The sequence below is a fragment of the Bradyrhizobium sp. SZCCHNR1002 genome (assembly GCF_032381435.1).
Taxonomy (GTDB): Bacteria; Pseudomonadota; Alphaproteobacteria; order Rhizobiales; family Xanthobacteraceae; genus Bradyrhizobium; species Bradyrhizobium aeschynomenes.
This window is the reverse complement of sequence record NZ_JAUHIS010000005.1, coordinates 116,053-138,527: the sequence shown is the minus strand read 5'-3', so window position 1 is coordinate 138,527 and position 22,475 is coordinate 116,053. Positions and strand designations below refer to the sequence as shown.

The 22,475-nt window shown below is 66.5% G+C and carries 20 protein-coding genes; 8 read left to right on the top strand and 12 right to left on the bottom strand.

Features of this window, described 5'->3' with window-relative positions; genetic code table 11:
- Positions 1-109: 109 nt before the first annotated feature.
- A complete protein-coding gene (locus tag QX108_RS23310; protein ID WP_315783095.1) occupies positions 110-679 on the top strand; it encodes a nucleotidyltransferase family protein in 570 nt (189 codons plus the stop codon).
- Positions 680-1,069: 390 nt separating this feature from the next.
- Here the strand turns inward: QX108_RS23310 and QX108_RS23305 are convergent, their stop codons facing one another.
- The 5 genes from QX108_RS23305 to QX108_RS23285 all read right to left on the bottom strand — a co-directional run bounded on the left by QX108_RS23305 (position 1,070) and on the right by QX108_RS23285 (position 5,194).
- Complete coding sequence (locus QX108_RS23305) at positions 1,070-1,786, bottom strand: cytochrome c biogenesis CcdA family protein (RefSeq protein ID WP_315783093.1); 717 nt, start codon at positions 1,784-1,786, stop codon at positions 1,070-1,072.
- Between the two features lie 6 nt (positions 1,787-1,792).
- On the bottom strand, positions 1,793-2,194 hold the full coding sequence (locus QX108_RS23300) for a thioredoxin family protein (RefSeq protein WP_315722433.1): 402 nt from the start codon (positions 2,192-2,194) through the stop codon (positions 1,793-1,795).
- Positions 2,195-2,335: 141 nt separating this feature from the next.
- Positions 2,336-2,998, bottom strand: coding sequence for a PAN domain-containing protein (locus tag QX108_RS23295; protein ID WP_315726478.1), 663 nt, complete (start codon positions 2,996-2,998; stop codon positions 2,336-2,338).
- A gap of 240 nt (positions 2,999-3,238) precedes the next feature.
- Positions 3,239-4,609, bottom strand: a complete 1,371-nt coding sequence (locus QX108_RS23290; RefSeq protein ID WP_315783091.1) for a glutamate--cysteine ligase — start codon at positions 4,607-4,609, stop codon at positions 3,239-3,241.
- Positions 4,610-4,705: 96 nt separating this feature from the next.
- Positions 4,706-5,194 (bottom strand): MarR family transcriptional regulator, encoded by a 489-nt coding sequence (locus tag QX108_RS23285; RefSeq protein ID WP_315722435.1) that lies wholly within the window; start codon positions 5,192-5,194, stop codon positions 4,706-4,708.
- Between the two features lie 147 nt (positions 5,195-5,341).
- Between QX108_RS23285 and gstA the strand changes: the two genes are divergently transcribed.
- Positions 5,342-5,956, top strand: coding sequence for a glutathione transferase GstA (gstA, locus tag QX108_RS23280; protein WP_315783089.1), 615 nt, complete (start codon positions 5,342-5,344; stop codon positions 5,954-5,956).
- A gap of 217 nt (positions 5,957-6,173) precedes the next feature.
- Here the strand turns inward: gstA and QX108_RS23275 are convergent, their stop codons facing one another.
- From QX108_RS23275 to QX108_RS23260, 4 genes are all read right to left on the bottom strand, one after another.
- Complete coding sequence (locus tag QX108_RS23275; protein WP_315783087.1) at positions 6,174-8,387, bottom strand: FAD-dependent oxidoreductase; 2,214 nt, start codon at positions 8,385-8,387, stop codon at positions 6,174-6,176.
- Positions 8,388-8,570: 183 nt separating this feature from the next.
- Entirely contained in the window at positions 8,571-9,779 is a 1,209-nt protein-coding gene (locus QX108_RS23270) for an acetyl-CoA C-acetyltransferase (RefSeq protein ID WP_315722438.1), read from the bottom strand.
- Positions 9,780-9,862: 83 nt separating this feature from the next.
- On the bottom strand, positions 9,863-11,653 hold the full coding sequence (locus tag QX108_RS23265) for an acyl-CoA dehydrogenase C-terminal domain-containing protein (protein WP_315783085.1): 1,791 nt from the start codon (positions 11,651-11,653) through the stop codon (positions 9,863-9,865).
- Positions 11,654-11,782: 129 nt separating this feature from the next.
- Positions 11,783-12,181, bottom strand: coding sequence for a nuclear transport factor 2 family protein (locus QX108_RS23260; RefSeq protein ID WP_315783083.1), 399 nt, complete (start codon positions 12,179-12,181; stop codon positions 11,783-11,785).
- A 137-nt stretch (positions 12,182-12,318) separates the two neighbouring features.
- Between QX108_RS23260 and QX108_RS23255 the strand changes: the two genes are divergently transcribed.
- The 5 genes from QX108_RS23255 (at position 12,319) to QX108_RS23235 (ending at position 19,522) form a co-directional block, all read left to right on the top strand.
- Positions 12,319-12,906, top strand: a complete 588-nt coding sequence (locus QX108_RS23255; RefSeq protein ID WP_315722440.1) for a PadR family transcriptional regulator — start codon at positions 12,319-12,321, stop codon at positions 12,904-12,906.
- A 189-nt stretch (positions 12,907-13,095) separates the two neighbouring features.
- The gene (locus QX108_RS23250) at positions 13,096-16,632 is read left to right on the top strand and encodes a hypothetical protein (RefSeq protein WP_315783080.1); all 3,537 of its coding nucleotides are present in this window, start codon (positions 13,096-13,098) and stop codon (positions 16,630-16,632) included.
- Between the two features lie 191 nt (positions 16,633-16,823).
- Positions 16,824-17,657: a hypothetical protein gene (locus tag QX108_RS23245; RefSeq protein WP_315783078.1), complete on the top strand. Its 834-nt coding sequence runs from the start codon at positions 16,824-16,826 to the stop codon at positions 17,655-17,657.
- A gap of 156 nt (positions 17,658-17,813) precedes the next feature.
- Positions 17,814-18,740: a sulfite exporter TauE/SafE family protein gene (locus QX108_RS23240; RefSeq protein WP_315783556.1), complete on the top strand. Its 927-nt coding sequence runs from the start codon at positions 17,814-17,816 to the stop codon at positions 18,738-18,740.
- Positions 18,737-19,522, top strand: coding sequence for a TIGR02186 family protein (locus QX108_RS23235; protein ID WP_315722443.1), 786 nt, complete (start codon positions 18,737-18,739; stop codon positions 19,520-19,522). Before QX108_RS23240 ends, QX108_RS23235 begins: the two co-directional genes overlap by 4 nt.
- On the opposite strand, the gene QX108_RS23230 is transcribed toward QX108_RS23235, so the two are convergent.
- Positions 19,519-20,436 carry a DMT family transporter gene (locus tag QX108_RS23230; protein WP_315783076.1) on the bottom strand — a complete coding sequence of 306 codons (918 nt, stop codon included), beginning with the start codon at positions 20,434-20,436 and terminating at the stop codon, positions 19,519-19,521. The genes QX108_RS23235 and QX108_RS23230 overlap by 4 nt on opposite strands.
- A 96-nt stretch (positions 20,437-20,532) precedes the next feature.
- Here QX108_RS23230 and QX108_RS23225 point away from each other — a divergent pair, with 96 nt between their 5' ends.
- On the top strand, positions 20,533-21,399 hold the full coding sequence (locus QX108_RS23225; protein ID WP_315783554.1) for a LysR family transcriptional regulator: 867 nt from the start codon (positions 20,533-20,535) through the stop codon (positions 21,397-21,399).
- Between the two features lie 3 nt (positions 21,400-21,402).
- Here QX108_RS23225 and QX108_RS23220 read toward each other — a convergent pair whose 3' ends face one another.
- Positions 21,403-21,792, bottom strand: coding sequence for a hypothetical protein (locus tag QX108_RS23220; protein ID WP_315783074.1), 390 nt, complete (start codon positions 21,790-21,792; stop codon positions 21,403-21,405).
- An 18-nt stretch (positions 21,793-21,810) separates the two neighbouring features.
- Positions 21,811-22,464: a ligase-associated DNA damage response endonuclease PdeM gene (pdeM, locus tag QX108_RS23215; RefSeq protein WP_315726484.1), complete on the bottom strand. Its 654-nt coding sequence runs from the start codon at positions 22,462-22,464 to the stop codon at positions 21,811-21,813.
- Between the last annotated feature and the right edge of the window lie 11 nt (positions 22,465-22,475).

Genomic DNA, 22,475 nt, shown 5'->3' with positions numbered 1-22,475 from the left:
CTCTCCGATTTTGCGGCTGCGCTTTTCCGAGGCGCAGCTCTCGGACGTTGATGCGTCGCCTTTGATGATGTCCGCGTGAGCGGACGGCAGTTTCGTGCTATCCACGGCCATGACCGAGGATGACTTCGTCACGTCGGCGTTGCGCAATCCCGTCAACGCGGCAATCATGGATGTGCTGCGCAGGACGGCGCTCCCCGATGCCTGGATCGTCGCTGGCTGCCTGACCCAGACCGTCTGGAACGTACGCACCGGACGTCCCGTCGATTACGGCATCAACGACTACGACATCTTCTACTTCGATCCCGACACGTCGTGGGATGCCGAAGACGCGGTGATCCGGCGTCTCGCATCCTGTCTCGATGCGGTGGATGCCAAGGTCGAAGTCCGCAACCAGGCGCGCGTGCATCTGTGGTATCCGACCAAGCACGGCCGCCCCTACCCTGCGGTGACACGTTCCACCGACGGCATCGACCGTTTTCTCACCGTCAACACGCAGGTCGGTCTTCGCCCTGTCGCAGACGGATACGAGCTCTATGCGCCCAAGGGTCTCGACGACATCGAACAGATGATCGTGCGGCCGAACTATACGGCCAACTTCTCGGCGGCGAACTACGCGGCCAAGGCGGCGCGCTGGAAGGCGCTATGGCCGGAAATCACGATGATCGCTGCCGAGGAATGATGCGCAAGGAGAGCAACAGCTTTCTCCGCGTCATTCCGGGGCGCGCGCAGCGCGAGCCCGGAATCCATTGCTCCTCAGTGCCCGCGGCCCGATGGATTCCGGGCTCGTGCCGCTGCGCGGCCCGCCCCGGAATGACAGCGAGGGTGTTGAGCTGGCGGCGCGGTGGAAGGCGCTGTGGCCGGAGCTCACGGTGATCTCACCCGAGCAATGATCCCCGCGAGGAGCCACCGCTCTCTCCACGCGTCATTCCGGGGCGCGCGAAGCGTGAGCCCGGAATCCATTGATCGTCAGTACGCGCGGCGCGATGGATTCCGGGCTCGTGCCGCTGCGCGGCCCGCCCCGGAATGACGGCGAGTGTGTCGTGCTGCCGGCGCGTCTTGCAAACGCTGCCTAGATCGACGTCGTCAGCTCAGTCAGCCACGCCGGGGAGTGCTCGACCAGCCAAGCTTCCAGCTGCTTGTCCGCGCCGCTGAGGATCGCCACCGCGACGACAACGAAGGCCGCTCCCATCAGCATCTTGCCGAGCTTGCCGGCGGACAGCAGCCGCGCCCGCAGGCGCGTCATGGTGGTCCGCGACACCAGCCCGAGCACGACCAGCGGCAGCCCCGCACCGAGCCCGAACGCCAGCATCGTCAGTGTCACGCGGACGAGGTCATGTCCCTGCGAGGCCAGCAGCGAGGCGGCTCCCAGAGTCGGCCCGACGCAGGGCGACCAGACCGCGCCGAGCAGCAGCCCGATGATGAACTGACCGCCCGCCCCGGAAGCCTCCAAGCCTTGCGAGTGCCGGTCGGCCCAGCGCTGCACCGGGCCGCCGGCGACCGCGAGCTGCGCCTGCCAGGACGGCACCAGCAGGACGATGCCGATCGCCAGCATCAGGACCGCCGCGACGAGGCGAAACACGCCGGCATCGAGCCCAAGGCTGCTACCGGCGAGCGCGATGAACAGGCCTATGCCGGTAAACGACAGCGCCAGTCCGCCCGCGAGCGCCAGCGCGCCACGCGGATGCGCTGAGGCCGCAGCGCCCAGCACGATCGGCACCAGCGGCAGCACGCAAGGCGACAGGATCGAGAGCAGGCCGGCCACGAAGGCCAGCGCCAGCGCGATCATGGCGCGTTACAGGCTCTTGTCGAGCAGCGCCGCGATCGAGGCTTCCTTGGTGTCGCCGACGGAGCGGCCGGTCTCGCTCGCGCCCTTGAAGACGATCAGGGTCGACTGCATCTGCGCGCCGAACCCTTTCACGACCGGCTTCTGGTCGTCGAAATCGACACGGAAAATCTTGAGATCCTTGAATTTCGGCTCGGCCGCGAGCTTGTCGATGATCGGCTTCTGCGCCTTGCAGGTCGGACACCAGCCGGCATGGATCTCGATCAGGATCGGCTGGCCGGCGGTCTGCGCCGCCTTGAACGCCGCATCCGAATAGGGCGTGGCATCGACGGCGAATGCCGTCCCGAGCCCTGCGACGGCGAAAGTGGCCGCAACGGCTGCGGTGGCGAAGAACCTGCGCGAAAACGTCATGGCAAATCCCGATCTCTGCGTTGCGATAGACAGCCGGCGGCGACGAGAGCCGCGGTGCCGTCGATCAATTCGAGCCGGAGAGATGAAATGTTACGCGACGGCGGCCAAAAATTCTTCTGGCGTCTCGGACGGCGCGAGGCGTCAGCGAACGACGCCTGACGTGAAGCCCGCCCGCCGGCGCGGCGGCTTGATTTCCTTCTTCAGGAAGCAGTGCGCCTCCTTGCCGGCGTAGCCGGGCCGCGCAAACGTCCAGGCGCGGCATTTGTTGTCACCGGTGCAAGCGGCCTTGCAGATGTCCTCGGCGTCGGCGGCCTTCTCTTCCTTCTTGTCGGCCGCCTTGTCGCCGCTGCTCTTGTCGCCCTTGTCGGCAGCCTTCTCGGCCTTGTCGCCACCCTTCAGATCCGTGGTCTTGATGTCGAAGCTGCGATAGTCGCCGCCGGGACGATCGATCGAGGTCTCGACGGCGTCGTTGCGGATCTCGACGACGCCAGCGCCGCGCACGCCGGACACACAGCAATTGTCGGGCACCCGCGCCGGCACGCTGTTCTTCAGCCAGCACACCGCGCCCGCCTCCATCACGGTCGGATAGTTGAAGCTCCAGGCGCGGCAGCGGCGGTCATGCTCGCACAGCAGCGCGCAATCGGCCGGGTCGCCCGAGGCGATCGGCGCGCTCATGTAGTCGCCACCCGGGCGGTCGGAATAGGTCTGGGCCTCGGCGGGCGACAGGCGCAGAGCCGCGAGCAGGCACGCCAATGCCCACAGCCAAGCCCCGATCAAGCGCCCCGCGCGCCGCCGCTGAAACATCAGACCCATTGTAAACGTTCGAGTTTTCTTCAGTGTTCTTGAGCGGTCATTTGATCGCCACGAACCTGTATGGCGGATGAACGGTTCGGACCAGCCGACATGACTGGAGGCAAAGCGGCGGCACGCAGGCGCCAAACCGGCCCCGCAGACATAAATCGCAACAAAAAACAGCAGCCACCGGCCCCTTCATATGGAACAGGCGACGCGCCGAACCTGCGACGGGCGCAGGCTCAGCCCCGGTCAGAATGCATACTCGTCATAGGCCGGCTCGACCGAGCCGTGCCATGCGCCGTTGAACTTCTCCAGCATCTCCTCGGCGGGCGAGCGGCCGCAATCGACGATGTGGTCGAGCGGTTCGAGATAGCGGCTCTCGTCCCGGCCGCTCTGGTCGACGCGATTGCGCCGGCGCAGGCCATGATGGGCGAGGGTCAGGCATTCCTTGGCGACCTCGAACACGTAGCGATTGCGGATGCGCGCCTTGAAGCCGAGCCGCGGAACATCATCGCGCAGGTTCTGCCGCTCGACCGCGGTCCAGTTCTTGACCAGGTCCCAGGCGGCGTCGAGGCTGACATCGTCATAGAGCAGGCCGACCCAGAACGCCGGCAGTGCCGGCAGCCGGCCCCACGGCACGCCGTCGGCGCCGCGCATTTCGAGATAGCGCTTCAGCCGCACCTCCGGGAAGATCGTCGAGAGGTGATTGGCCCAGTCCGACAGGGTCGGCCGCTCGCCCGGCATCGCCGGATTCCTGCCTTCGAAGAAGGCGCGGAACGAGGTGCCGGAGACGTCGATATAACTCTCCTCGCGCTTGACGAAATACATGGGCACGTCGAGCGCGTAGTCGACCCAGCGCTCGAAACCCATGCCGTCCTCGAACGCCCAGGGGATCATGCCCGCGCGCTGGTTGTCGGTGTCGCGCCAGATCTCGGAGCGAAACGAGAGGAAGCCGTTCGGCTTGCCTTCGGTGAACGGCGAATTGGCGAACAGGGCGGTCGCGATCGGCTGCAGCGCCACCGACACCCTGAGCTTCTTGACCATGTCGGCTTCGGAGGAGAAGTCGAGATTGGTCTGCACCGTGCAGGTCCGGTACATCATGTCCAACCCGTAGCGGCCGACCTTCGGCATGTAGTTGGTCATGATCTTGTAGCGGCCCTTGGGCATCACCGGGATTTCGGCGCGCGTCCAGGACGGTGTCATGCCGAGCCCGAGGAAGCCGATGCCGAGCGGGGCCGCGATCTCCCGTACCTGCGCCAGGTGCGCCATCAGCTCGGAATGCGTCTGGTGCACGGTCTCGACCGGCGCACCGGACAATTCGAACTGGCCGCCGGGCTCGAGCGAGATCGCGCCGCCGCCGGTCACGTCATAGAGCCCGATGATGTTGCCGCGCTCCATGATCGGCTCCCAGCCGAGCAGGAGCTTCATGCCCTCGAGCAGCGCCCCGATGCCGCGCGCGCCCTCGTAAGGCACGGGGCGATGGCCCTCCAGCGTGAACGGCGTCTTCTCGTGCTCGGTCCCGATCCGGAAAGCGGATGCCGGCTTCACGCCGTCCGCCAGCCACGCCACGAGCTCGTCGCGCGACTGCAGCGGGGTCATATCGATCTGGTCACGCGCCATGGGAGTCTCGGTTCAGAAGCGCTTCGAGGGTCGCGCGTGGTGACAGGAAGGGCCGCGGACCCCTGGGGACCGCGGATGTGAATGGGAGCGGATGGGTCATCGCGGCGACGCGCCCTCTCCGGCAGACAATGGGGCGGACTGACCGCAGGAACAGCCAAGACGATCGAGCAGCGTGCAGAGCTTGGCGGCATCGGTATCCGACAGCTTGGAGCCGACATGTTTCTCGATCGCGGCCGAATAGGCCGACCACATCCGCTTCTGCAGATCGCGGCCCGCCTCGGTGATCTCCACGAACTGGCCGCGCTTGTCCATCTTGCATTCACGCCTGACGACCAGACCTTCGTCGACCAGACGGTCGATCAGGCGCGAGGTCGAATATTGCGGAATCAGCATCTGCCGCTCCAGCTCGACCGGACGCAACTCGCCCGCCGGCGCCCGGGACAGTTCCAGCAGCGCGTCATACCAGGCGAGCGGCGGGAAGCCGGCCTTCTTCAGCTCCTGCTCGACACAGTCCAGCACCCGACTCTGGACCCGCATCAGGCGAATCCAGGCGGCGGTCGCCTCGGTCGATGGTTTGCGTTTCATGGGCCGGCTCGTATCCTCGTCGGGGTGCTTTTAGCGCATTCGATGCAGCTGCATCAATCTTGACTATTCCATGCAAGTGCATTTAAGGGCGGTGAGTGATGCCCGCTCGGTTCCACGAAAGAAACGGTCTCACGGAGGGAATACAAGATGAAGCTTTATTATTCACCCGGCGCCTGCTCGCTCTCGCCCCATATCGCCCTGCTCGAGGCCGGCCTGCCCTACGACCTCGTGAGGGTCGATCTGCGCGCCAAGACCCTGGAGAATGGCGAGGATTATCTCAAGGTCAATCCGAAGGGCCAGGTGCCGGCCTTGGGGCTGCCGAGCGGCGAAATCGTGACCGAAGGGCCGGTCATCGTCCAGATGATCGCCGACCAGGCGAAAGACAAGGGCCTGGCGCCGGCCCGCGACAGCGGCGAGCGCTACAAGCTCCTGGAGTGGCTGAACTTCATCACCTCGGAGCTGCACAAGAATTTCGGTCCGATGTTCTCGCCGGTGCTGGCCGACGACGCCAAGGCGTTCTTCAAGGACCGGGTGATGGGCAAGTTCAAATATGTCGACAGCCAGCTCGCCGGCCGCGACTACCTGGTGGGCAGCCAGTTCACCGTCGCCGACGGCTACCTGTTCACGATCCTGACCTGGGCGGAGCGGATGAAGTTCGATCTGTCGGGGATGCCGAACCTGGTGGCCTACAAGACCCGCGTCGCCGCGCGTCCGAAGGTGCAGGAGGCGCTGACGAAGGAAGGGCTGATGAAGGCGGGGTGAGCAAAAGCTCGCCGACTTTCGAGACGGCGAGGTTCGCAGCCTCAAACAACAGTGTCATCCCCGCGAACGCGGGGATCCATAACCACAAGGAGCGGTCGTGACGCGAGATGCTCGTGACAGCTAGCCTCGCCCCAAACATCTGCTGCGGCGTATGGGTCCCGGGTCGGCGCCCGGCAACGCTATCGCGTTGCCGAGCTTGCCCGGGACGACAGCAGGGCTAAGCCGCCGCCTTCTTCGGCGGGAAGCGGCCGTAGAAGGTTTCGCCCTTGGCGGCCATCTCCTCCAGCAGCTTCGGCGGCGCGAAGCGTGAGCCGTATTTCGCCGTGAATTTGTGGCACAGCTCGACGAACGTCTTCGTCCCCATGAAGTCGATGTAGGACAGCGTGCCGCCGGTGAACGGGGCGAAGCCGAAGCCGAGGATGGAGCCCACGTCCGCCTCGCGCACGTCGGTGATGACGTGGTCCTCGACGGTGCGCGCGGCTTCCACCGCCTGCACCACCAGGAAGCGCTGTTTCAGCTCCTCGACATCGAGCGTATCGGGATCGAGATGCTTCGGCTGCAGCTTGGCGAGATCGGGCCACAAGCTCTTCTGACCCTTGCCCTTCTCGGGGTAGTCATAGAAGCCCTTGGCGTTCTTGCGACCAAAGCGGCCCTGCTTCTCGACCAGCTCGACCATCAACTTCTTGTGGTCCTGGTTGATGGCGTTGGGGCCGAGATCGTGCTCGGTCGCCTTCATGATCTTGAGGCCGAGATCGAGCGCGACCTCGTCGGACAGCGACAGCGGGCCGACCGGCATGCCGGCCATCTTGGCGGCGTTCTCGATCATCGCCGGCGGCACGCCTTCGAGGAACATCTCGTTGCCCTCGGCGATGTAGCGCATCACGCAGCGATTGGCGAAGAAGCCGCGGGAGTCGTTGACCACGATCGGGGTCTTGCCGATGGTGCGGACATAGTCCAGCGCGGTCGCCAGCGCGACGTCGCCGGTGGCCTTGCCCATGATGATCTCGACCAGCATCATCTTCTCGACCGGCGAGAAGAAGTGGATGCCGATGAAGCGGCCCTGGTCCTTGAACTCCTCGGCCAGCGAGGTGATCGGCAGGGTCGAGGTGTTCGACGCGAAGATCGCGCCCTCCTTCAGATAGGCTTGCGCCTTGGCGTAGGTCTCGGCCTTGACCTTGCGGTCCTCGAACACGGCCTCGATGACGAGGTCGCAATCCTTCAACGCGGCGTAGTCGGCGGTTGCGGTGATGCGGCCCATGATCGCCTCGGCCTCGCCGGGCTTGGTGCGGCCCTTCTTGACCAGGCCGTCGACCACACCCTGCGCGTGAGCCTTGCCCTTGTCGGCGCTCTCCTGGTCGCGGTCGATCAGCACGACCTCGAGGCCGCCACGCGCCGAGACGTAGCCGACGGATGCGCCCATGAAGCCGGCGCCGATCACGGCGATCTTCTTCAGCTTGGTGGCCGGCACGTCGGCCGGGCGGCGTGCGCCCTTGTTCAGCTCCTGCATCGACAGGAACAGGCTGCGGATCATCGCCGCGGCTTCCTTGGAACGCAGGATGTAGCTGAAATAGCGCGACTCGACGCGCAGCGCGGCATCGATCGGCAGCTGCAGGCCTTCATACACGCAGCTCATGATGGCCCGCGCGGCCGGGTAGTTGTCGTAGGTCTCGCGGCGATAGATGGCGTTGCCGGCCGGGAACATCATCATGCCGTTCTTGGAGAACACCGGGCCGCCGGGCAGCTTGAAGCCCTTTTCATCCCACGGCTGAACCGCTTTGCCGCCGGCCTTGATCCAGTCCTTGGCGGCCTTGATCAGGTCCGCGGCCGGCACGATCGCATCGACCAGCTTCATCGCCTTGGCCTTGTCGAGCGTCAGAGCCTCACCCTTCAAGAGCAGGTTCATCGCGTCCTGCGGCTGCACGATGCGCGGCACGCGCTGGGTGCCGCCGGCGCCGGGGAACAGGCCGACCTTGATCTCGGGCAGGCCGAGCCGGGTCTTGGGATTTTCGGCGGCGACGCGGTGGTGGCAGGCGAGCGTCAGCTCGAAACCGCCGCCGAGCGCGAGGCCGTTGATGGCGGCGACCCACGGCTTGCCGGAGGTTTCCATCGCCCGGTAGATCTGCGAAAAGCGCCGGCTGTTGTCGAACAGCATCTGGTTGGCGGCTTCCTCGCCCTTGCTCTTCAGGGTCTCGAGATAGATGCGGTTCATGCCCTCGAGCATCGACAGGTCGGCACCGGCGCAGAACGCCTCCTTCGCCGACGTGATGACGACACCCTTGATCGCGGCGTCGGCAGTCGTCTCCTTGACAAGCGTCTCGAGCTCGATCGCCGAGCTCTCGTCGAGCACGTTCATCGAACGGCCCGGGATGTCCCAGGTGATCAGCGCAATGCCGTCGGCATCGGTTTCGAGTTTGAAGTTCTTGAAGGCCATGTGGTGCTCCCTCGTGCCTGCAGCCGGTCGGCGCGGCGAAATTCTGCGATCTGTGGTTCTGCCGTCATTCCGGGGCAAGGTCGAAGGCCTTGAACCCGGAATCTCGACATTGGCTTGCTCTTTCCCTCACCTCGAGATTCCGGGTTCGATGCTGCGCATCGCCCCGGAATGACGGAGTGCCGATCACACCCGCTCGATGATGGTCGCGGTGCCCATGCCGCCGCCGATGCACAGCGTGACCAGAGCGGTGGCCTTGCCGGTGCGCTCGAGCTCGTCGAGCACGGTGCCCAGGATCATCGCGCCGGTGGCGCCGAGCGGATGGCCGAGCGCGATGGCGCCGCCATTGACGTTGATCTTGTCCTTGTCGATCTCGAACGCCTGCATGTAGCGCAGCACGACGGACGCGAACGCCTCGTTGAGCTCGAACAGGTCGATGTCCGACTTCTTCATGCCGGAGCGCTCGAACAGCTTCTCGGTGACGTCGACCGGGCCGGTCAGCATCATCGCCGGCTCCGAGCCGATATTGGCGAAGGCGCGGATCTTGGCGCGCGGCTTCATGCCGTACTTCGCGCCCGCCTCCTTGCTGCCGAGCAGCACCGCACCGGCGCCGTCGACGATGCCCGAGGAGTTGCCGGCGTGATGCACGTAGTTGACGCGCTCGATCTCCGGATGCGACTGGATCGCCACCGCGTCGAAGCCGCCCATCTGCGCCATCTGCACGAAGGACGGCTGCAATTGCGCCAGCGACTGCATCGTCGTCGACGGGCGCATGTGCTCGTCCTTGGCCAGAATGGTCAGGCCGTTGATGTCCTTCACCGGCACGACCGATTTATTGAAGCGGCCCTCCTCCCAGGACTTGGCGGCGCGCTGCTGGCTCTGCACGGCATAGGCATCGACGTCGTCGCGCGAGAAGCCGTATTTGGTCGCGATCAGATCGGCCGAGACACCCTGCGGCATGAAGTAGGACGGCACCGCCATCGAGGGGTCCATCGGCCAGGCGCCGCCGGAGGCGCCGATGCCGACGCGGCTCATCGACTCCGCACCGCCGCCGATGACCAGCTCATGCTGGCCGCTCATGATCTGCGCGGCGGCGAAGTTCACGGCGTCCAGGCCCGAGGCGCAGAAGCGGCTGATCTGGATGCCGGGGACGGCCTCGCCGAGGCCGGCATTCAGCGCAGCGAAACGCGCGATGTCCGAGCCGGCCTCGCCGACGGGATCGACGACGCCGAGCACGACGTCATCCACGGCATCCTCGGGAATGTTGTTGCGGTCCTTGAGCGCCTTCAAGGGCACGGTGGCGAGCGCGAGCGCGGTCACCTCATGCAGGGCGCCATCGGACTTGCCGCGGCCGCGGGGAGTACGCACGTGGTCGTAGATAAAGGCCTCAGGCATCACGCCCTCCTCATCTGGTCCAATTTGTTGTTGTCAGCATGGGACGAAGGCCGGCACGTGGTGCGTACCGGCCTTCTCCGAATTCAGAACGCTTCCGCCGGCAGCTCCATCACGGTCGCGCAGCCGGCCTGCAGGCGGGCGAGATGCGCCGCCGTCTCCGGCAGCACGCGCTCCATGAAGAAGCGGCCGGTCACCAGCTTGGTGGTGAGATAGGTCGAGCTGTCGCCGGCCGCGATCTTGTCCTGCGCCACCTTGGCCATCTTCGCCCACATGTAGCCGAAGGTGACCAGCGCAAAGAGATGCATGTAGTCGGTCGCGGCCGCACCGGCATTGTCCGGCTTGGTCATCGCGTTCTGCATCAGCCAGGTCGTGGCCTGCTGCAGATGGCCGAGGGCCATCGACAGCGGCGTGATGAACGGCTTCATCGCGTCGTTGCCGCCGTGCTCCTTGGCGAACGAGCCGACCTCGCCGAAGAATGCCATCACCGCGCGGCCGCCGTCGCGCGGCAGCTTGCGGCCGACGAGATCCAGCGCCTGGATGCCGTTGGCGCCCTCGTAGATCATCGCGATGCGCGCATCGCGCACGAACTGCTCCATGCCCCACTCGGCGATGTAGCCATGGCCGCCATACATCTGCTGTGCCTGGACCGCATTGGCGAAGCCCATGTCGGTCATGTAGCCCTTCATGACCGGGGTCATCAGGCCCATGTGGTCGTCGGCCGCCTGGCGGTCCTTCGGATCCTGCGAGCGATGCGCGACGTCGCTCTTCAGCGAGGTCCACACCACCATCGCGCGCGCCGCCTCATTGAAGGCGCGGATCGACAGCAGCGTACGGCGCACGTCGGGATGCACGATGATCGGATCGGCGGCCTTGTCCGGCGCCTTCGGGCCCGTCAGCGAGCGGCCCTGGATGCGCTCCCGCGCATAGGCGACCGCGTTCTGATAGGCGACCTCGGACTGCGCGAGACCCTGAACGGCGACGCCGAGGCGGGCTTCGTTCATCATCACGAACATGCCCTGCATGCCCTTGTTCTCTTCGCCGATCAGCCATCCGGTGGCGTTGTCGTAGTTCATCACACAGGTCGAATTGCCGTGGATGCCCATCTTGTGCTCGATCGAGCCGCAGCTGACGCCGTTGCGCGCACCGACGCTGCCATCCGGATTGACCATGAATTTCGGCACCACGAACAGCGACACGCCCTTGATGCCGGCCGGCGCGCCCTCGATGCGGGCGAGCACCAGATGGATGATGTTGTCGGCGAGGTCGTGCTCACCGGCGGAGATGAAGATCTTGGTGCCCGAGATCTTGAAGCTGCCGTCGTCCTGGCGCACCGCCTTGGTGCGCAGCAGGCCGAGATCGGTGCCGCAATGCGGCTCGGTCAGGTTCATGGTGCCGGTCCATTCGCCGGCCACCATCTTCGGCACGTAGGTCTTCTTCTGCTCCTCATTGCCGTGCACGATCAGCGCGGCGGTCGCGCCCATGGTGAGGCCGCCATACATCGAGAACGCCATGTTGGCGGAGCACTGGAATTCGTTGACCGTCTGGCTGAGCGTCACCGGCAGGCCCTGGCCGCCATATTCGGTCGGCGCCGACAGGCCGAGCCAGCCACCTTCCTTGATCTGCTTGTAAGCTTCCTTGAAACCCTTCGGGGTGGTCACGCTGCCGTCGTCATGGCGCTTGCAGCCTTCGAGGTCGCCCACGCGATTCAGCGGGTGCAGCACCTCCTCAGCGAGCTTGGCGGCTTCGCCGAGGATCGCCTCGCGGACATCGGCCGAGGCATCGGAGAAGCCCGGCAGATTGTCGTAGCGGTCGATCTGGAACACGTCGTTGAGCAGGAAGGTGACATCTTCCACGGGGGCTTTGTAGATCGGCATCGGCGTCTCCGGCAGGAAGGCTGAAGTTTCAGACGGGGAATTCCACGGACGCGGCAGGCAATGCAGGCCGCGGACTTTAGCGATTTCTCGCAACTTGCGGCAGCCGTTTCATTGCGGCTGTCGGTCACGTCACGACGGCTTGGTCATGGCCGCCAGTTGCTCGCCCATCAGGCGGTGCAGCAAATTGATCGCCTTGAGCGGGCGCACCATGACCTTGAAATGCGTGATCAGGCCGGCGTCATCGAAGGTGATGATGTCGACGCCGTTGAGCTTGATGCCTTCGATCTCGTTCTCGAATTCGAGCACGGCGCCCGTGGCGTTACGCCACTCCCCGACATACTTGAATCCGGGACCGCCCAACACTTTCTCAGCACTCGCGAGATATTTGAAGGTGATGTCGCGGCCGCGCTGCGGCGTATGCACGACGGGACTTTCGAACACGGCGTCGGGATGCAGCAGCTCCCGCAAAGCGTCGAGATCGTGAGACCTCATATAGCCGTACCATCCATCGAGGCCGGTCATTGTCATTGGGCGTCTCCTCGGGGCGGAAAAGGCCAGCACCACAACCACCCCATATGCACATTGACGCATATGCGCCGATGTGCATAATGTCAAGCGTGGAGCGGGGCAAGCAACGATCAGAAAAACGGGAGCAGTTTCCGGCCATGGCCCTCGGCGACGCCATCCTCGCCTGCCTCACTGAACATCCGATGACGGGCTACGAGCTCGCCAAGACGTTCGACTCCTCGATCGGCTTCTTCTGGAAGACGGACCATCAGCAGATCTACCGGGAGCTGTCGCGGCTGCGCGACCGCGGCTACATCCAGGGCCGCGAGGTGGTGCAGACCGGCAAGCCGAACAAGCTCGTCTACACGCTCACGCCAGAGGGCCGCGCTGCATTCCGGAGCTGGGCGGCACGTCCGAGCACGCCGGCTTCAACGAAGGACGATCTTCTCGTTCGGCTCTATGCGCTGGGCGCCGCCGACATCGCGCCGATCCGGGCCGACCTGATGGCGCGGCTCGAGCATCATCGCGATCGCGCCGAGCGCTATGACCGCATCCTCAAGAAGCACTATGCCGAAGGCAGCGTCGCGCCGGCCGACATGGGCAAGCTGCTCAATCTGCGCCTCGGGCTGCGCCACGAGCGGATGGTCGCGGAATGGTGCGAGGAGGCGATCACGGCCTTGTCGGCCATCTCCGGCAGCGGCAGCGTGCGGCCGCTCGATGCCTCGTCGCGGGAAAATGCCGGCTGATGCACGCCGTTCGCCAGGCGCAAAACTTCTGACCGCGCCGGCGGTAAACTTAACCCGTTATTTACCGTAAAAGTCAAAAGTCGGGATCAGTAGCAGGCGAACTGCGCGGATTCCGATCATGCTCGCTTCGGGACGCGTGGGGAGGCTGGAGGCGCTTGGTGGAGCGCTGGAAGCGGAACCGGACGAGACATGAATTCGCGCGTACCGTGGAGTAATGAAGGCATCGACCCGTCCGTCCGCGAGAGGGCCGAGGCCGCGGCGCAACGCGCCGGAATGACGCTGAACGACTGGATCAATTCCACGCTCGGCGCGTCCGCCCCGCCGGATTTCCGCGGCACTCCCGCGCCGCGTACGGCGCCGCCGGTCAACCGCGATGCGCGCGAAGTCGCCGACATTCATCAGCGGCTCGATTCCATCGCCCGCCAGATCGAGCACATGTCGCGGCCCGGAGCGCGCAAGGACGCGCCGCGCGACGAGCAGGGCGTCGCCCGCCAGCTCAATGACGCCATCTCCCGGCTCGACGCCCGCCTGTCGCAGATCTCGACGCCGCTGCCCAAGTCGGCTCCCGAGGAGCGCTATCGCGGTCCCGAAGGCATCGAGCGCGCCGCCGCCCAGCTCTACCGTCCCGCCGCGCCGCTCAGCGCCGGCTCCTTCGACGTCGCCGTCGCAGAGATCAGCGCCCGGCAGAGCGAGCTCGACAATGCCCGCGCGCTGCCGCCGCATCAGGCGCCGCCGACGGCGCCCACGATGGCGCCGGCCGCAGCGCCGTTGATGACACCATCCGGCGCGCCGCAGACCCCGCCGCCGGCTCCCGGCCCGGATTTCTCGCAGCTCGAGCGGCAGCTCCTCAAGATCACCAGCCAGATCGAGTCGCTGCATCGTCCCGACGACGGAATCGAGCAGTCGATCGCGGGCTTCCGCACCGAGCTTGCCGAGATCCGCCTCACCATCACGGAGGCGATGCCACGGCGCGCGATCGAATCGATCGAGAACGAGATCCGCTCGCTGTCCCGGCGCATCGACGAGAACCGCCAGAGCGGCGTCGACGGCCAGGTGCTGGCCGGCATCGAACGGGCGCTGACCGACATCCGCGAGGTGGTCGGCTCGCTGAAGCCTGCCGAGCAGCTCGCCGTCTATGACGAAGCCATTCGCAATCTCGGCGCCAAGCTGGATCTGATCCTGCGAACCAATGACGACCCCGGCACGGTTCAGCAGCTCGAAAATGCCATCACGGCGTTGCGGGCGATCGTGGCCAATGTCGCCTCCAACGATGCCCTGGAACGGCTATCGGACGATCTCAGGCAATTGTCGTCCAAGGTCGACCAGATCACGCAGGCGCGTGACACCCACGACTCGTTCCAGGATTCCTTCGCAGCCCTCGAACAGCGCATCGCCGCGCTGACCTCGACCCTGGAAAACCGCGAGCCGCCGGCGCCGGTGCCCGACAACACCGCCCAGATCGAGGACGCGCTGCGCGGCCTGTCCGACCGGATCGACCGCCTCCAGGTCGGCAATGACGGTTCGTCCGCCATCACCCATCTCGAGCAGCGGATTAGCTATCTGCTCGAGCGGCTGGAAGCCGCCAACGATCCGCGCGGCGGCAACATGTCCCGCGTCGAGGACGGGCTGCAAGATATCCTGCGCTATCTCGAGCGGCAGCAGGCGACGTTCGCCGCGCTGTCCGAGAGCCGGTCGCAGCGCGAAGCGTCGCACGACACCGGCCTCGTCGACATGGTCAAGCGCGAGCTGTCCGACATCCGCTTCAGCCAGACCGAAACCGACCGCAACACCCAGGACTCGCTCGAGGCGGTCCACAACACGCTCGGCCACGTCGTCGACCGCCTCGCCATGATCGAGGGCGATCTGCGCAACGTGCGCGCAACGACGAGCCAGCCGGCCGTGCTGCCGCCTCTCGCCCCGCCGATCGAGCCGCCGATGCCGGCTGCCGCACGTGCGCCGGCACCGCAGCCTCCGCACGCCTATGCCGAACCGGTCAGGACGGAGCCTTCGTATCGGCCCGAGCTGCCGAACCCGGCAGCGGCGTCGATGGCGCCGCCGATCGCCCCTCAGGCGTCGGCTCAGCCCCTTGCCCAGCCGGCCTATGCGGCTGCCCCGCGCGACTTCCACGCCGCGGCTACGCCCGCCGTCACGATGCCGCCGCCGATCCCGCCCAAGGCCATCGCCGACATTCTGGAGCCGCATGCCGCGCAGGCGGCGGCGCGCCCGGCCGCGATCGTCCCCGAGCTGCCGCCGGATCATCCGCTGGAGCCCGGCACGCGCCCGCCCGGCCGGACTGCATCGCCCGCAGAACGGATCGCAGCCTCGGAGGATGCGCTGAGCGAGCTGCCGGCCGGCAAGCGCGAGCCCGTCTCGACATCGAGCTTCATCGCGGCCGCCCGGCGCGCCGCACAGGCTGCCGCCGCCGCACAACCCGTCGACGCCAAGAAGGCGAAGAAGGAGAAACCCAAGGAAAAGGCCAAGGAGCCGCCGAAGGAGATCGTCAAGGACGCTCCCAAGGAGCCGGCAAAGGCCAAGACCAAGGAGAAGCCGACCATCGCCCTGACCGCCGAAGGCGATGAGGAGGTCTCGACCATCGGCTCGAAGATCCGTTCGCTGCTGGTCGGCGCCAGCGTCGTCGTGATCGTGCTCGGCACCTTCAAATTCGCGATGTCGCTGCTCGACACCGGCAGCACGCCGCCGCCCGTCTCATCGATGGAAACCCAGGGCGATACGCCGCGTGCGCAGATGCCGTCGGCGGCGCCCAGCATGTCGCCGCGACCGACGACGCCGGACCAGAGCGTGCCGTCGCTGACCTCGCCCACCCCGATCGATCGCCAGTCCTACAACAGGGCGATGCCGACGGAGGCGGAGACGATCGCGATGCTCGCGATCCCGCAGGACATCGAGAAGCCGGCGACCGTTCCGGCAGCGACCACGACCGACGTCACGGGTACGATTCCGACCGCCGCCAACGGCCAGCGGCTCGGCCTCGTCCAGGTGCCGGCCTCCGAGAAGCTGCCCGACGCGGTCGGCGGCCTCACCCTGCGCAGTGCCGCCTTGAGGGGCGATCCGACCGCGGCCTATGAGGTCGGCGTCCGCTTCGCCGAAGGCAAGGGCATCGCGCCGAACTACGAGGAAGCCGCGAAATGGTATGACCGCGCGGCGCAGGCCGGGCTCATTCCGGCCGTGTTCCGTCTCGGCACCTTCTACGAGAAGGGCCTCGGCGTGAAGAAGGACGCCGATATCGCGCGCCGCTACTACGTCGTGGCCGCCGAGCGCGGCAACGCCAAGGCGATGCACAATCTGGCCGTGCTTGATGCCGACGGCGGCGGCAAGGGCGCGAACTACAAGAGCGCCTCGCAATGGTTCCGCAAGGCGGCCGAGCGCGGCGTCGCCGACAGCCAGTTCAATCTGGGCATCCTCTATGCACGGGGCATCGGCGTCGAGCAGAACCTCGCCGAGTCCTACAAATGGTTCACGCTGGCCGCTGCGCAGGGCGATGTCGATGCCGGACGCAAGCGCGACGACGTCGCCAAGCGGCTCGACGCGCAGTCGCTCGCCGCAGCCAGGCTCGCGATCCAGACCTTCACGGTCGAGCCGCAGCCGGACGACGCCGTGAACGTGCCGGCTCCGGCGGGCGGCTGGGACGGCAATCAGGCGATCGCCAAGGCCGCCGCGGCCAAGGCGGCGCTGGCCAAGCGGGCGGCCTCGGCGGCACAGCGCTGACCCGACACTTCCGTTCAGCCCCGACCCGAGTGGATGGAGAGGGCGTCACGATCGTGGCGCCCTTTTTGCTGCGAGCCGCAACCGTCGGCGCAGAATCCCGGACGACGCGCCCTCACGCCATAGTGTGGCACCGCTGAACGTTATAGGTATCTCACCGGCGTCATTCGGATGCCGCGGAGGAGTGCAGTCGGGTGTCGGGCGCGAACGAGCAGCATGAGGGCATGGGCTTCCGGCACTCGCCGACCGGACCACGCGTGGCGCCCCGGCCGCAGCCAGGCTTCACCCCTGCCCCGCCGCCTCCGCAAGTGCATCGAGGAACTGGCGCGCCGCGGCCGGGATTTCGATGGGGCCGGCTGGGATCGGCCGTCTTCTTCACGATTCTGCTGCTGAGCGCGGGCATCCGCGCCTATCGCGACCTGTCGGCACCCGACGCCTGGTCGTTCTGGAAGGACCAGTACGTCTCGCCGAGCCTGTCCTCCACGCTGGTGGCAAATGCGGCTGTTGGGGGTGACCGGGCCGTGCTCGCGGTCAGCGGCCGCATCGGGCCGGCCGCCGCGATCTGGCTGCGCGAGCGGATCAAGGAGTCGCAGCTGAAACCCGGCGACGTGGTTCTGTTGTCCTCCCCCGGCGGCAATCTCGAGCAGGGCTTGCTGATGGGCGAGATCATCCGGGCGCATGGCCTGTCCACCGCCGTCGGCGTGACCGACAAGGGCGGCCGGGTTCGGGCCGGCTTCTGCGCCAGCGCCTGCGTGTTCGCCTTCGCGGGAGGCCAGACCCGCTACGGCCTCGACGGATCGGCGCTCGGCGTGCACCGGTTCACCTCGGAGGCACAAGGCCAAGCTCTGGGCCAAGATGCCGTTGCCGACACCCAGCGCGTGACCGGCGCCATCCTCGGCTACATGACCCGCATGGGCGTATCGTCGCAGGTGATCGAAGCCATGTCGCAGACCCGCGACATCCGCTGGCTCGATCCGGGCGAGGCCGAGACGATGAAGCTGGTCACGACCTCCGTCAAAGCCCTCTGATTGGGCACTACAGGCTGCATGTCACGCCCGGCACGGCCGATGTGAGTTCGCGCGGGAATCGTTGGTCCCTTCGCCGCCGTTTTCGGTTATGCAGGACGAAGCAACCTGCTTCGCATGCGCGGGATGCTCCGGTTGAACGCTCGCAGGGCCGCGCGGATGCAGATCTACCTTCCCATCGCCGACATCCCGGTCAACATCTTCCTGCTGCTGGCGATGGGCGCAGCCGTCGGCTTCGTCTCCGGCATGTTCGGCATCGGCGGCGGCTTCCTGATGACGCCGCTCCTGATCTTCGTCGGCATCACGCCGGCGGTCGCCGTCGCCTCGGTCTCCAGCCACATCGCCGCGTCCTCGTTCTCCGGCGCGCTGTCCTATTGGCGGCGGCGGGCGATCGATCCCTCGCTGGCGCTGGTGCTGATGATCGGCGGCACGCTCGGCACCGCGCTCGGCGTCGCGACCTTCACGTTGCTGCGCTCGCTGGGCCAGCTCGACCTGATGATCGCGCTGTCCTACGTCATCCTGCTGACGAGCGTCGGCGGCGTGATGTTCTGGGAAGGCCTGCGCGCGATGATGCGCGCCCGCCAGGGCGCTGCCGCCACGGTGCGCCGTCCGGGCAGCCATGTCTGGATCCATGGCCTGCCGCTGAAAATGCGCTTCAAGCGCTCCAAGATCTACGTCTCGGTCATCCCGGTGATCGGCATCGGCATCCTCATCGGCTTTCTCGGCGCCGTGATGGGCATCGGCGGCGGCTTCATCCTGGTGCCGCTTCTGATCTATCTGCTGCGGGTGCCGACCTCCACCGTGATCGGTACCTCGATGGTGCTGACGCTCGCCACCATGATGATCGCGACCATGCTGCACGCGATGAGCAACCATCTGGTCGACGCCGTGCTGGCGCTGATCCTGATGGTCGGCGGCGTCACCGGCGCGCAGTTCGGCGCCCGCGCCGGGCAGATGATCCGCGGCGAGCAGTTGCGGCTGCTGCTCGGCCTGCTGATCCTCGCGGTCGGCATCCGCTTCGCGATCGAGCTCGTGATTCGGCCCGAGGACCTGTTCACGATCCGCGAGACGGGAGGCAGTCAATGACCCCTTGCCGCCTCGCTGCCCTCACCCTGACGCTGCTGCTCACCGGCGCGGCCTCGGCGCATGCGGAGCGTCTGATCGTCTCGGTGTCCAATCACCGCGTCACGGTGACGCCGAATTATTCCGGCGAGGAGCTGGTGCTGTTCGGCTCGGTCGAGAAGGACGCACAGACGCCGGCGAGCCGGACCGCCGCCGCCTATGATCTCGTCGTCACCGTGCGCGGGCCGCGCGCCGACATGGTGACGCGGCGCAAGGAGCGCAAATTCGGGATCTGGATCAACACCGACTCGCGCCAGTTCCTGAAAGTGCCGGGCTATCTCGCATTGTTCGCCAACCGGCCGTTCGACGCCATGGCCGCGTCCGAGGTGCAGCGCCGCCAGCAGCTCGGGCTCAACAACGTGCTGCTGACTCAGCGCGTCGGCCCCGACTATGCCGACGTGGTGCCGAACGACGCGTTCCGCAGCGCTTTCGTGCGACTGCAGTCGCAGCATGGCCTGTATCGCGAGGACACGTCCGCGGTGACGTTCCTGACGCCCACGCTGTTCCGCACCGGCATTCCCCTGCCCGCGGCGGTGCCGATCGGCACCTATGAGGTCGAGATCAAGCTGCTCGCGGATGGTACGCTCGTCACCAAGACGGAGACCGCGTTCGAAATCGTCAAGGTCGGCTTCGAGCAGTTCGTCGCCACGTCGGCGCGACAGAACGGCTTCGTCTACGGCCTCGTCACGGCCGCGATGGCGCTGATGACCGGATGGATGGCCTCGATCGTGTTCCGAAGGGACTAGGCCGCCGGTGTCCGTGCGGGCGCCCGCGTGACCAGATAGATGCCGATCGCGACCGGGATGACGCCGAGCAGGTCCTGCAGCGCGACGTGCTCGCCGAGCACCAGGAAGGCGAAGATCATCGCCAGCGGCGGCATCACGAAATGATAGGCGCTGGCCGCGGTCGCGCCACACACCTTCAGGAGATGGAACCAGAGCACGTAAGCCAGGATCGAGCCGCCGAGCACCAGGAAGGCGAACGCGCCGATCAGCTGCGCATTGGGCACGATGGCGGTCGTGCTCGACACGCCGAGCGCGACCGGCCACAGCACGAGGCCGGCCGAGAGGTTCTGGATGCCGTTGCCGACCCACAGGCTGCCCTTCGGCGCCAGCTGCTTGAACAGAATGGTGCCGGTGACGATCGAGGTCAGCGCCGCCAGCGTGTAGAGGATGCCTTCGAGCTGGTCGGTGCCGACCGACATGCGGTGCCACACGATCATCGCGACGCCGAGGGTGCCGAGCGCGAGCCCTGCGACCTTGCGAAAGGTGAGCGGTTCGCCCAGCAGCAGCGCGGCGAACACCGCCGTGAACACCGGATTCGCCGACACGATCAGGCCTCCGAGCCCGGCCGACACCGTCTGCAGGCCGGTGTAGCCGAGGCCGAGATAGAGCGCGTTGTTGGCGATGCCGATGATCGCGAACACCGCGGCGTCGCGCCAGCTCATGCGCAGCTCGCCGCGGATCATGGGGATCACAAGGATCAGCACGCCGGCCAGCGAGAACCGCGCCGCGAGCAGCAGCAGCGGCGGACAATAGGTCACGCCGATCTTGCCGGCGACGAAGGCGAAGCTCCACAGCAGGCAGAACAGGCCGATTTCGAGCGGCAGCAGGCTGGACTTCATCGGACTCACGGCAGCCGGAGATGAAACGGACGACATCGGCGGTCTCCTTCACCGCCGATGTAGGGCCGTTCTTCCCCATCTGGAAATTAAATGATAGACTGATACTTAGTGGAATTTCGAATGGCGGTTCCGATGCTCGATCTGGACCTCTTGCGCAGCTTCGTCTCGGTGGTCGAGGCCGGCGGCTTCACCCGCGCCGGCGAGCGCGTCCACCGCACGCAATCGACCGTGAGCCAGCAGATCCGGCGGCTCGAGGAGAATCTCGGCCAGACGCTGCTCAACCGCGACGGCCGCGAGGTCACCCCGACGGAGGCCGGCGAGCGGCTGTTGTCCTATGCCCGGCGCCTGCTGGCGCTTGCGGAAGAAGCCCGCGACGTGGTGGCCCGGCCGGGTCCGGCCGGCGCGGTGAAGCTCGGGATCCCCGAGGATTTTGCCGCCTACAGGCTCGCCAAGCTGCTCGCTGCATTCTCGCGCGCTCATCCCGATCTGCGGCTCGACGTCCGTGCCGACCAGAGTCTCAACCTGAAGCGCGACATCGAGCGCGGCGATCTCGATCTCGCGTTGCTCAAGCGCGGGGTCGACGATGCACCCGCGGCGATCGCGGCCTGGCCAGAGCAGGTCCATTGGGTGACCAGCAGGAGCCATCCGGTCGACCTCGACGCCCGCTCGCTGCCGCTGATCGGCTTTCCGCTCGGCTGCCTCTATCGCACCCGCGCGATCCACGCGCTGGAGAGCAAGGGCCGCGCCTGGCACATGGCCTACACGTCGTCGAGCCTCGCCGCGGTCCAGGCTGCCATCGCGGCCGGGATGGGCCTGAGCATTCTCTCCGAGATGTCGGTGCAGTCGGAGCATCGCGTGCTGACGGCGCGCGAGGGCTTTGCGCCGATCGACCGCACCGAGGTCGCGCTGGTGGCATCGCCCGATGCGAGCCCGGCGACGTTGCGGCTGGCCGATCGGCTGGCGGAGTTCTGCGAGAAGGTGCAGGCGAAGGCGGCGTAGTTCTCATCCAGACGTGACCTCGACGCCGCGTGCAAGGATCCAGCCGGAAAGGCCCAATGACGCGGAGAGCTCGAAGCCGCGGACGCCCTGCGCGGCAAGCACCTGAGCCGCAGTCGTCAAGTCTTCGGCCCACGCTCCCGGGGCGCCGGACAATCGATAGGCCTCGGCGATCTGCGCGCCATAGTCGCTCAGGACGACGTCGACAGCGACCTCTTGCAACGCGTAGATGATGTTGCCGAGAGCATCATGCTCGAAGTGATACCCCTCGACACCGGTGAAGACGACGGAATGCCACGCTTGTTCGGCCTCAGGACGAATGACCAGCTTGATCCGCCGCTCCTCACAATTTACTTCGTAGGCAACCAGATGACCGTCGTGAAACGAACGCACCATGACGGGTTCACACCTTAACTAATAACACCTCGCCGCAGCGATGCTGTGCAGCCTCGTGTCGCCCAGCACATGCGCGATGAAGGCGCGCTTCGGAAACAGCTTGGCGAACGCCGCGTCGCGCACGCTGAGGCCACCGGCGTAGGCGCCGAACGCCGGCATCACCGCGCACGCGCCGTCGGAGACAAAGCAGCGGCGCTCCAGCGTGCGTGCGCGTGTCGCCACGCGGGCCTTGGGATGCAGATGGCCGGCGATCTCGCCGGGCGCGCCGGTCGGCTCATGGCGGAAGGTGACGGCGCCGAGCGTGATTTCATCGGCGAGCTCGCCGCCGACGCCGCGCGGCGCCGGATCGTGGTTGCCGGTGATCCAAATCCAGTCGCGGCCGACCTGCAGGTTAGCGATGCAGGCGCGGTCGTCGCCGGTCAGGCGGGTATGCGCGTCACGGTCATGAAAGCTGTCACCGAGCGCGATCACGGTGCGGGGATCGTAGTGCGCGATCACGGCTTCGAGCCGGCGCAGGGTCGCGACCGTGTCGAACGGCGGCAGCAGGGTGCCGCGCGACGCGTAACTCGAACCTTTTTCCAGATGCAGATCGGAGACGACGAGCAGACGCTGCTCGTCCCAGACGAGCGCACCGGAGAGATCGACGCGCAGCGCAGTGCCGGCGACGTCCATCATGCCCGATA

Coding starts and splice junctions, on each gene's coding strand:
- QX108_RS23310 (WP_315783095.1), top strand. CDS start 110: ATGACCGAGGATGACTTCGTCACGTCGGCGTTGCGCAATCCCGTCAAC.
- QX108_RS23305 (WP_315783093.1), bottom strand. CDS start 1,786: ATGATCGCGCTGGCGCTGGCCTTCGTGGCCGGCCTGCTCTCGATCCTG.
- QX108_RS23300 (WP_315722433.1), bottom strand. CDS start 2,194: ATGACGTTTTCGCGCAGGTTCTTCGCCACCGCAGCCGTTGCGGCCACT.
- QX108_RS23295 (WP_315726478.1), bottom strand. CDS start 2,998: ATGTTTCAGCGGCGGCGCGCGGGGCGCTTGATCGGGGCTTGGCTGTGG.
- QX108_RS23290 (WP_315783091.1), bottom strand. CDS start 4,609: ATGGCGCGTGACCAGATCGATATGACCCCGCTGCAGTCGCGCGACGAG.
- QX108_RS23285 (WP_315722435.1), bottom strand. CDS start 5,194: ATGAAACGCAAACCATCGACCGAGGCGACCGCCGCCTGGATTCGCCTG.
- gstA (WP_315783089.1), top strand. CDS start 5,342: ATGAAGCTTTATTATTCACCCGGCGCCTGCTCGCTCTCGCCCCATATC.
- QX108_RS23275 (WP_315783087.1), bottom strand. CDS start 8,387: ATGGCCTTCAAGAACTTCAAACTCGAAACCGATGCCGACGGCATTGCG.
- QX108_RS23270 (WP_315722438.1), bottom strand. CDS start 9,779: ATGCCTGAGGCCTTTATCTACGACCACGTGCGTACTCCCCGCGGCCGC.
- QX108_RS23265 (WP_315783085.1), bottom strand. CDS start 11,653: ATGCCGATCTACAAAGCCCCCGTGGAAGATGTCACCTTCCTGCTCAAC.
- QX108_RS23260 (WP_315783083.1), bottom strand. CDS start 12,181: ATGACAATGACCGGCCTCGATGGATGGTACGGCTATATGAGGTCTCAC.
- QX108_RS23255 (WP_315722440.1), top strand. CDS start 12,319: ATGGCCCTCGGCGACGCCATCCTCGCCTGCCTCACTGAACATCCGATG.
- QX108_RS23250 (WP_315783080.1), top strand. CDS start 13,096: ATGAATTCGCGCGTACCGTGGAGTAATGAAGGCATCGACCCGTCCGTC.
- QX108_RS23240 (WP_315783556.1), top strand. CDS start 17,814: ATGCAGATCTACCTTCCCATCGCCGACATCCCGGTCAACATCTTCCTG.
- QX108_RS23235 (WP_315722443.1), top strand. CDS start 18,737: ATGACCCCTTGCCGCCTCGCTGCCCTCACCCTGACGCTGCTGCTCACC.
- QX108_RS23230 (WP_315783076.1), bottom strand. CDS start 20,436: ATGTCGTCCGTTTCATCTCCGGCTGCCGTGAGTCCGATGAAGTCCAGC.
- QX108_RS23225 (WP_315783554.1), top strand. CDS start 20,533: ATGCTCGATCTGGACCTCTTGCGCAGCTTCGTCTCGGTGGTCGAGGCC.
- QX108_RS23220 (WP_315783074.1), bottom strand. CDS start 21,792: ATGGTGCGTTCGTTTCACGACGGTCATCTGGTTGCCTACGAAGTAAAT.
- pdeM (WP_315726484.1), bottom strand. CDS start 22,464: ATGGACGTCGCCGGCACTGCGCTGCGCGTCGATCTCTCCGGTGCGCTC.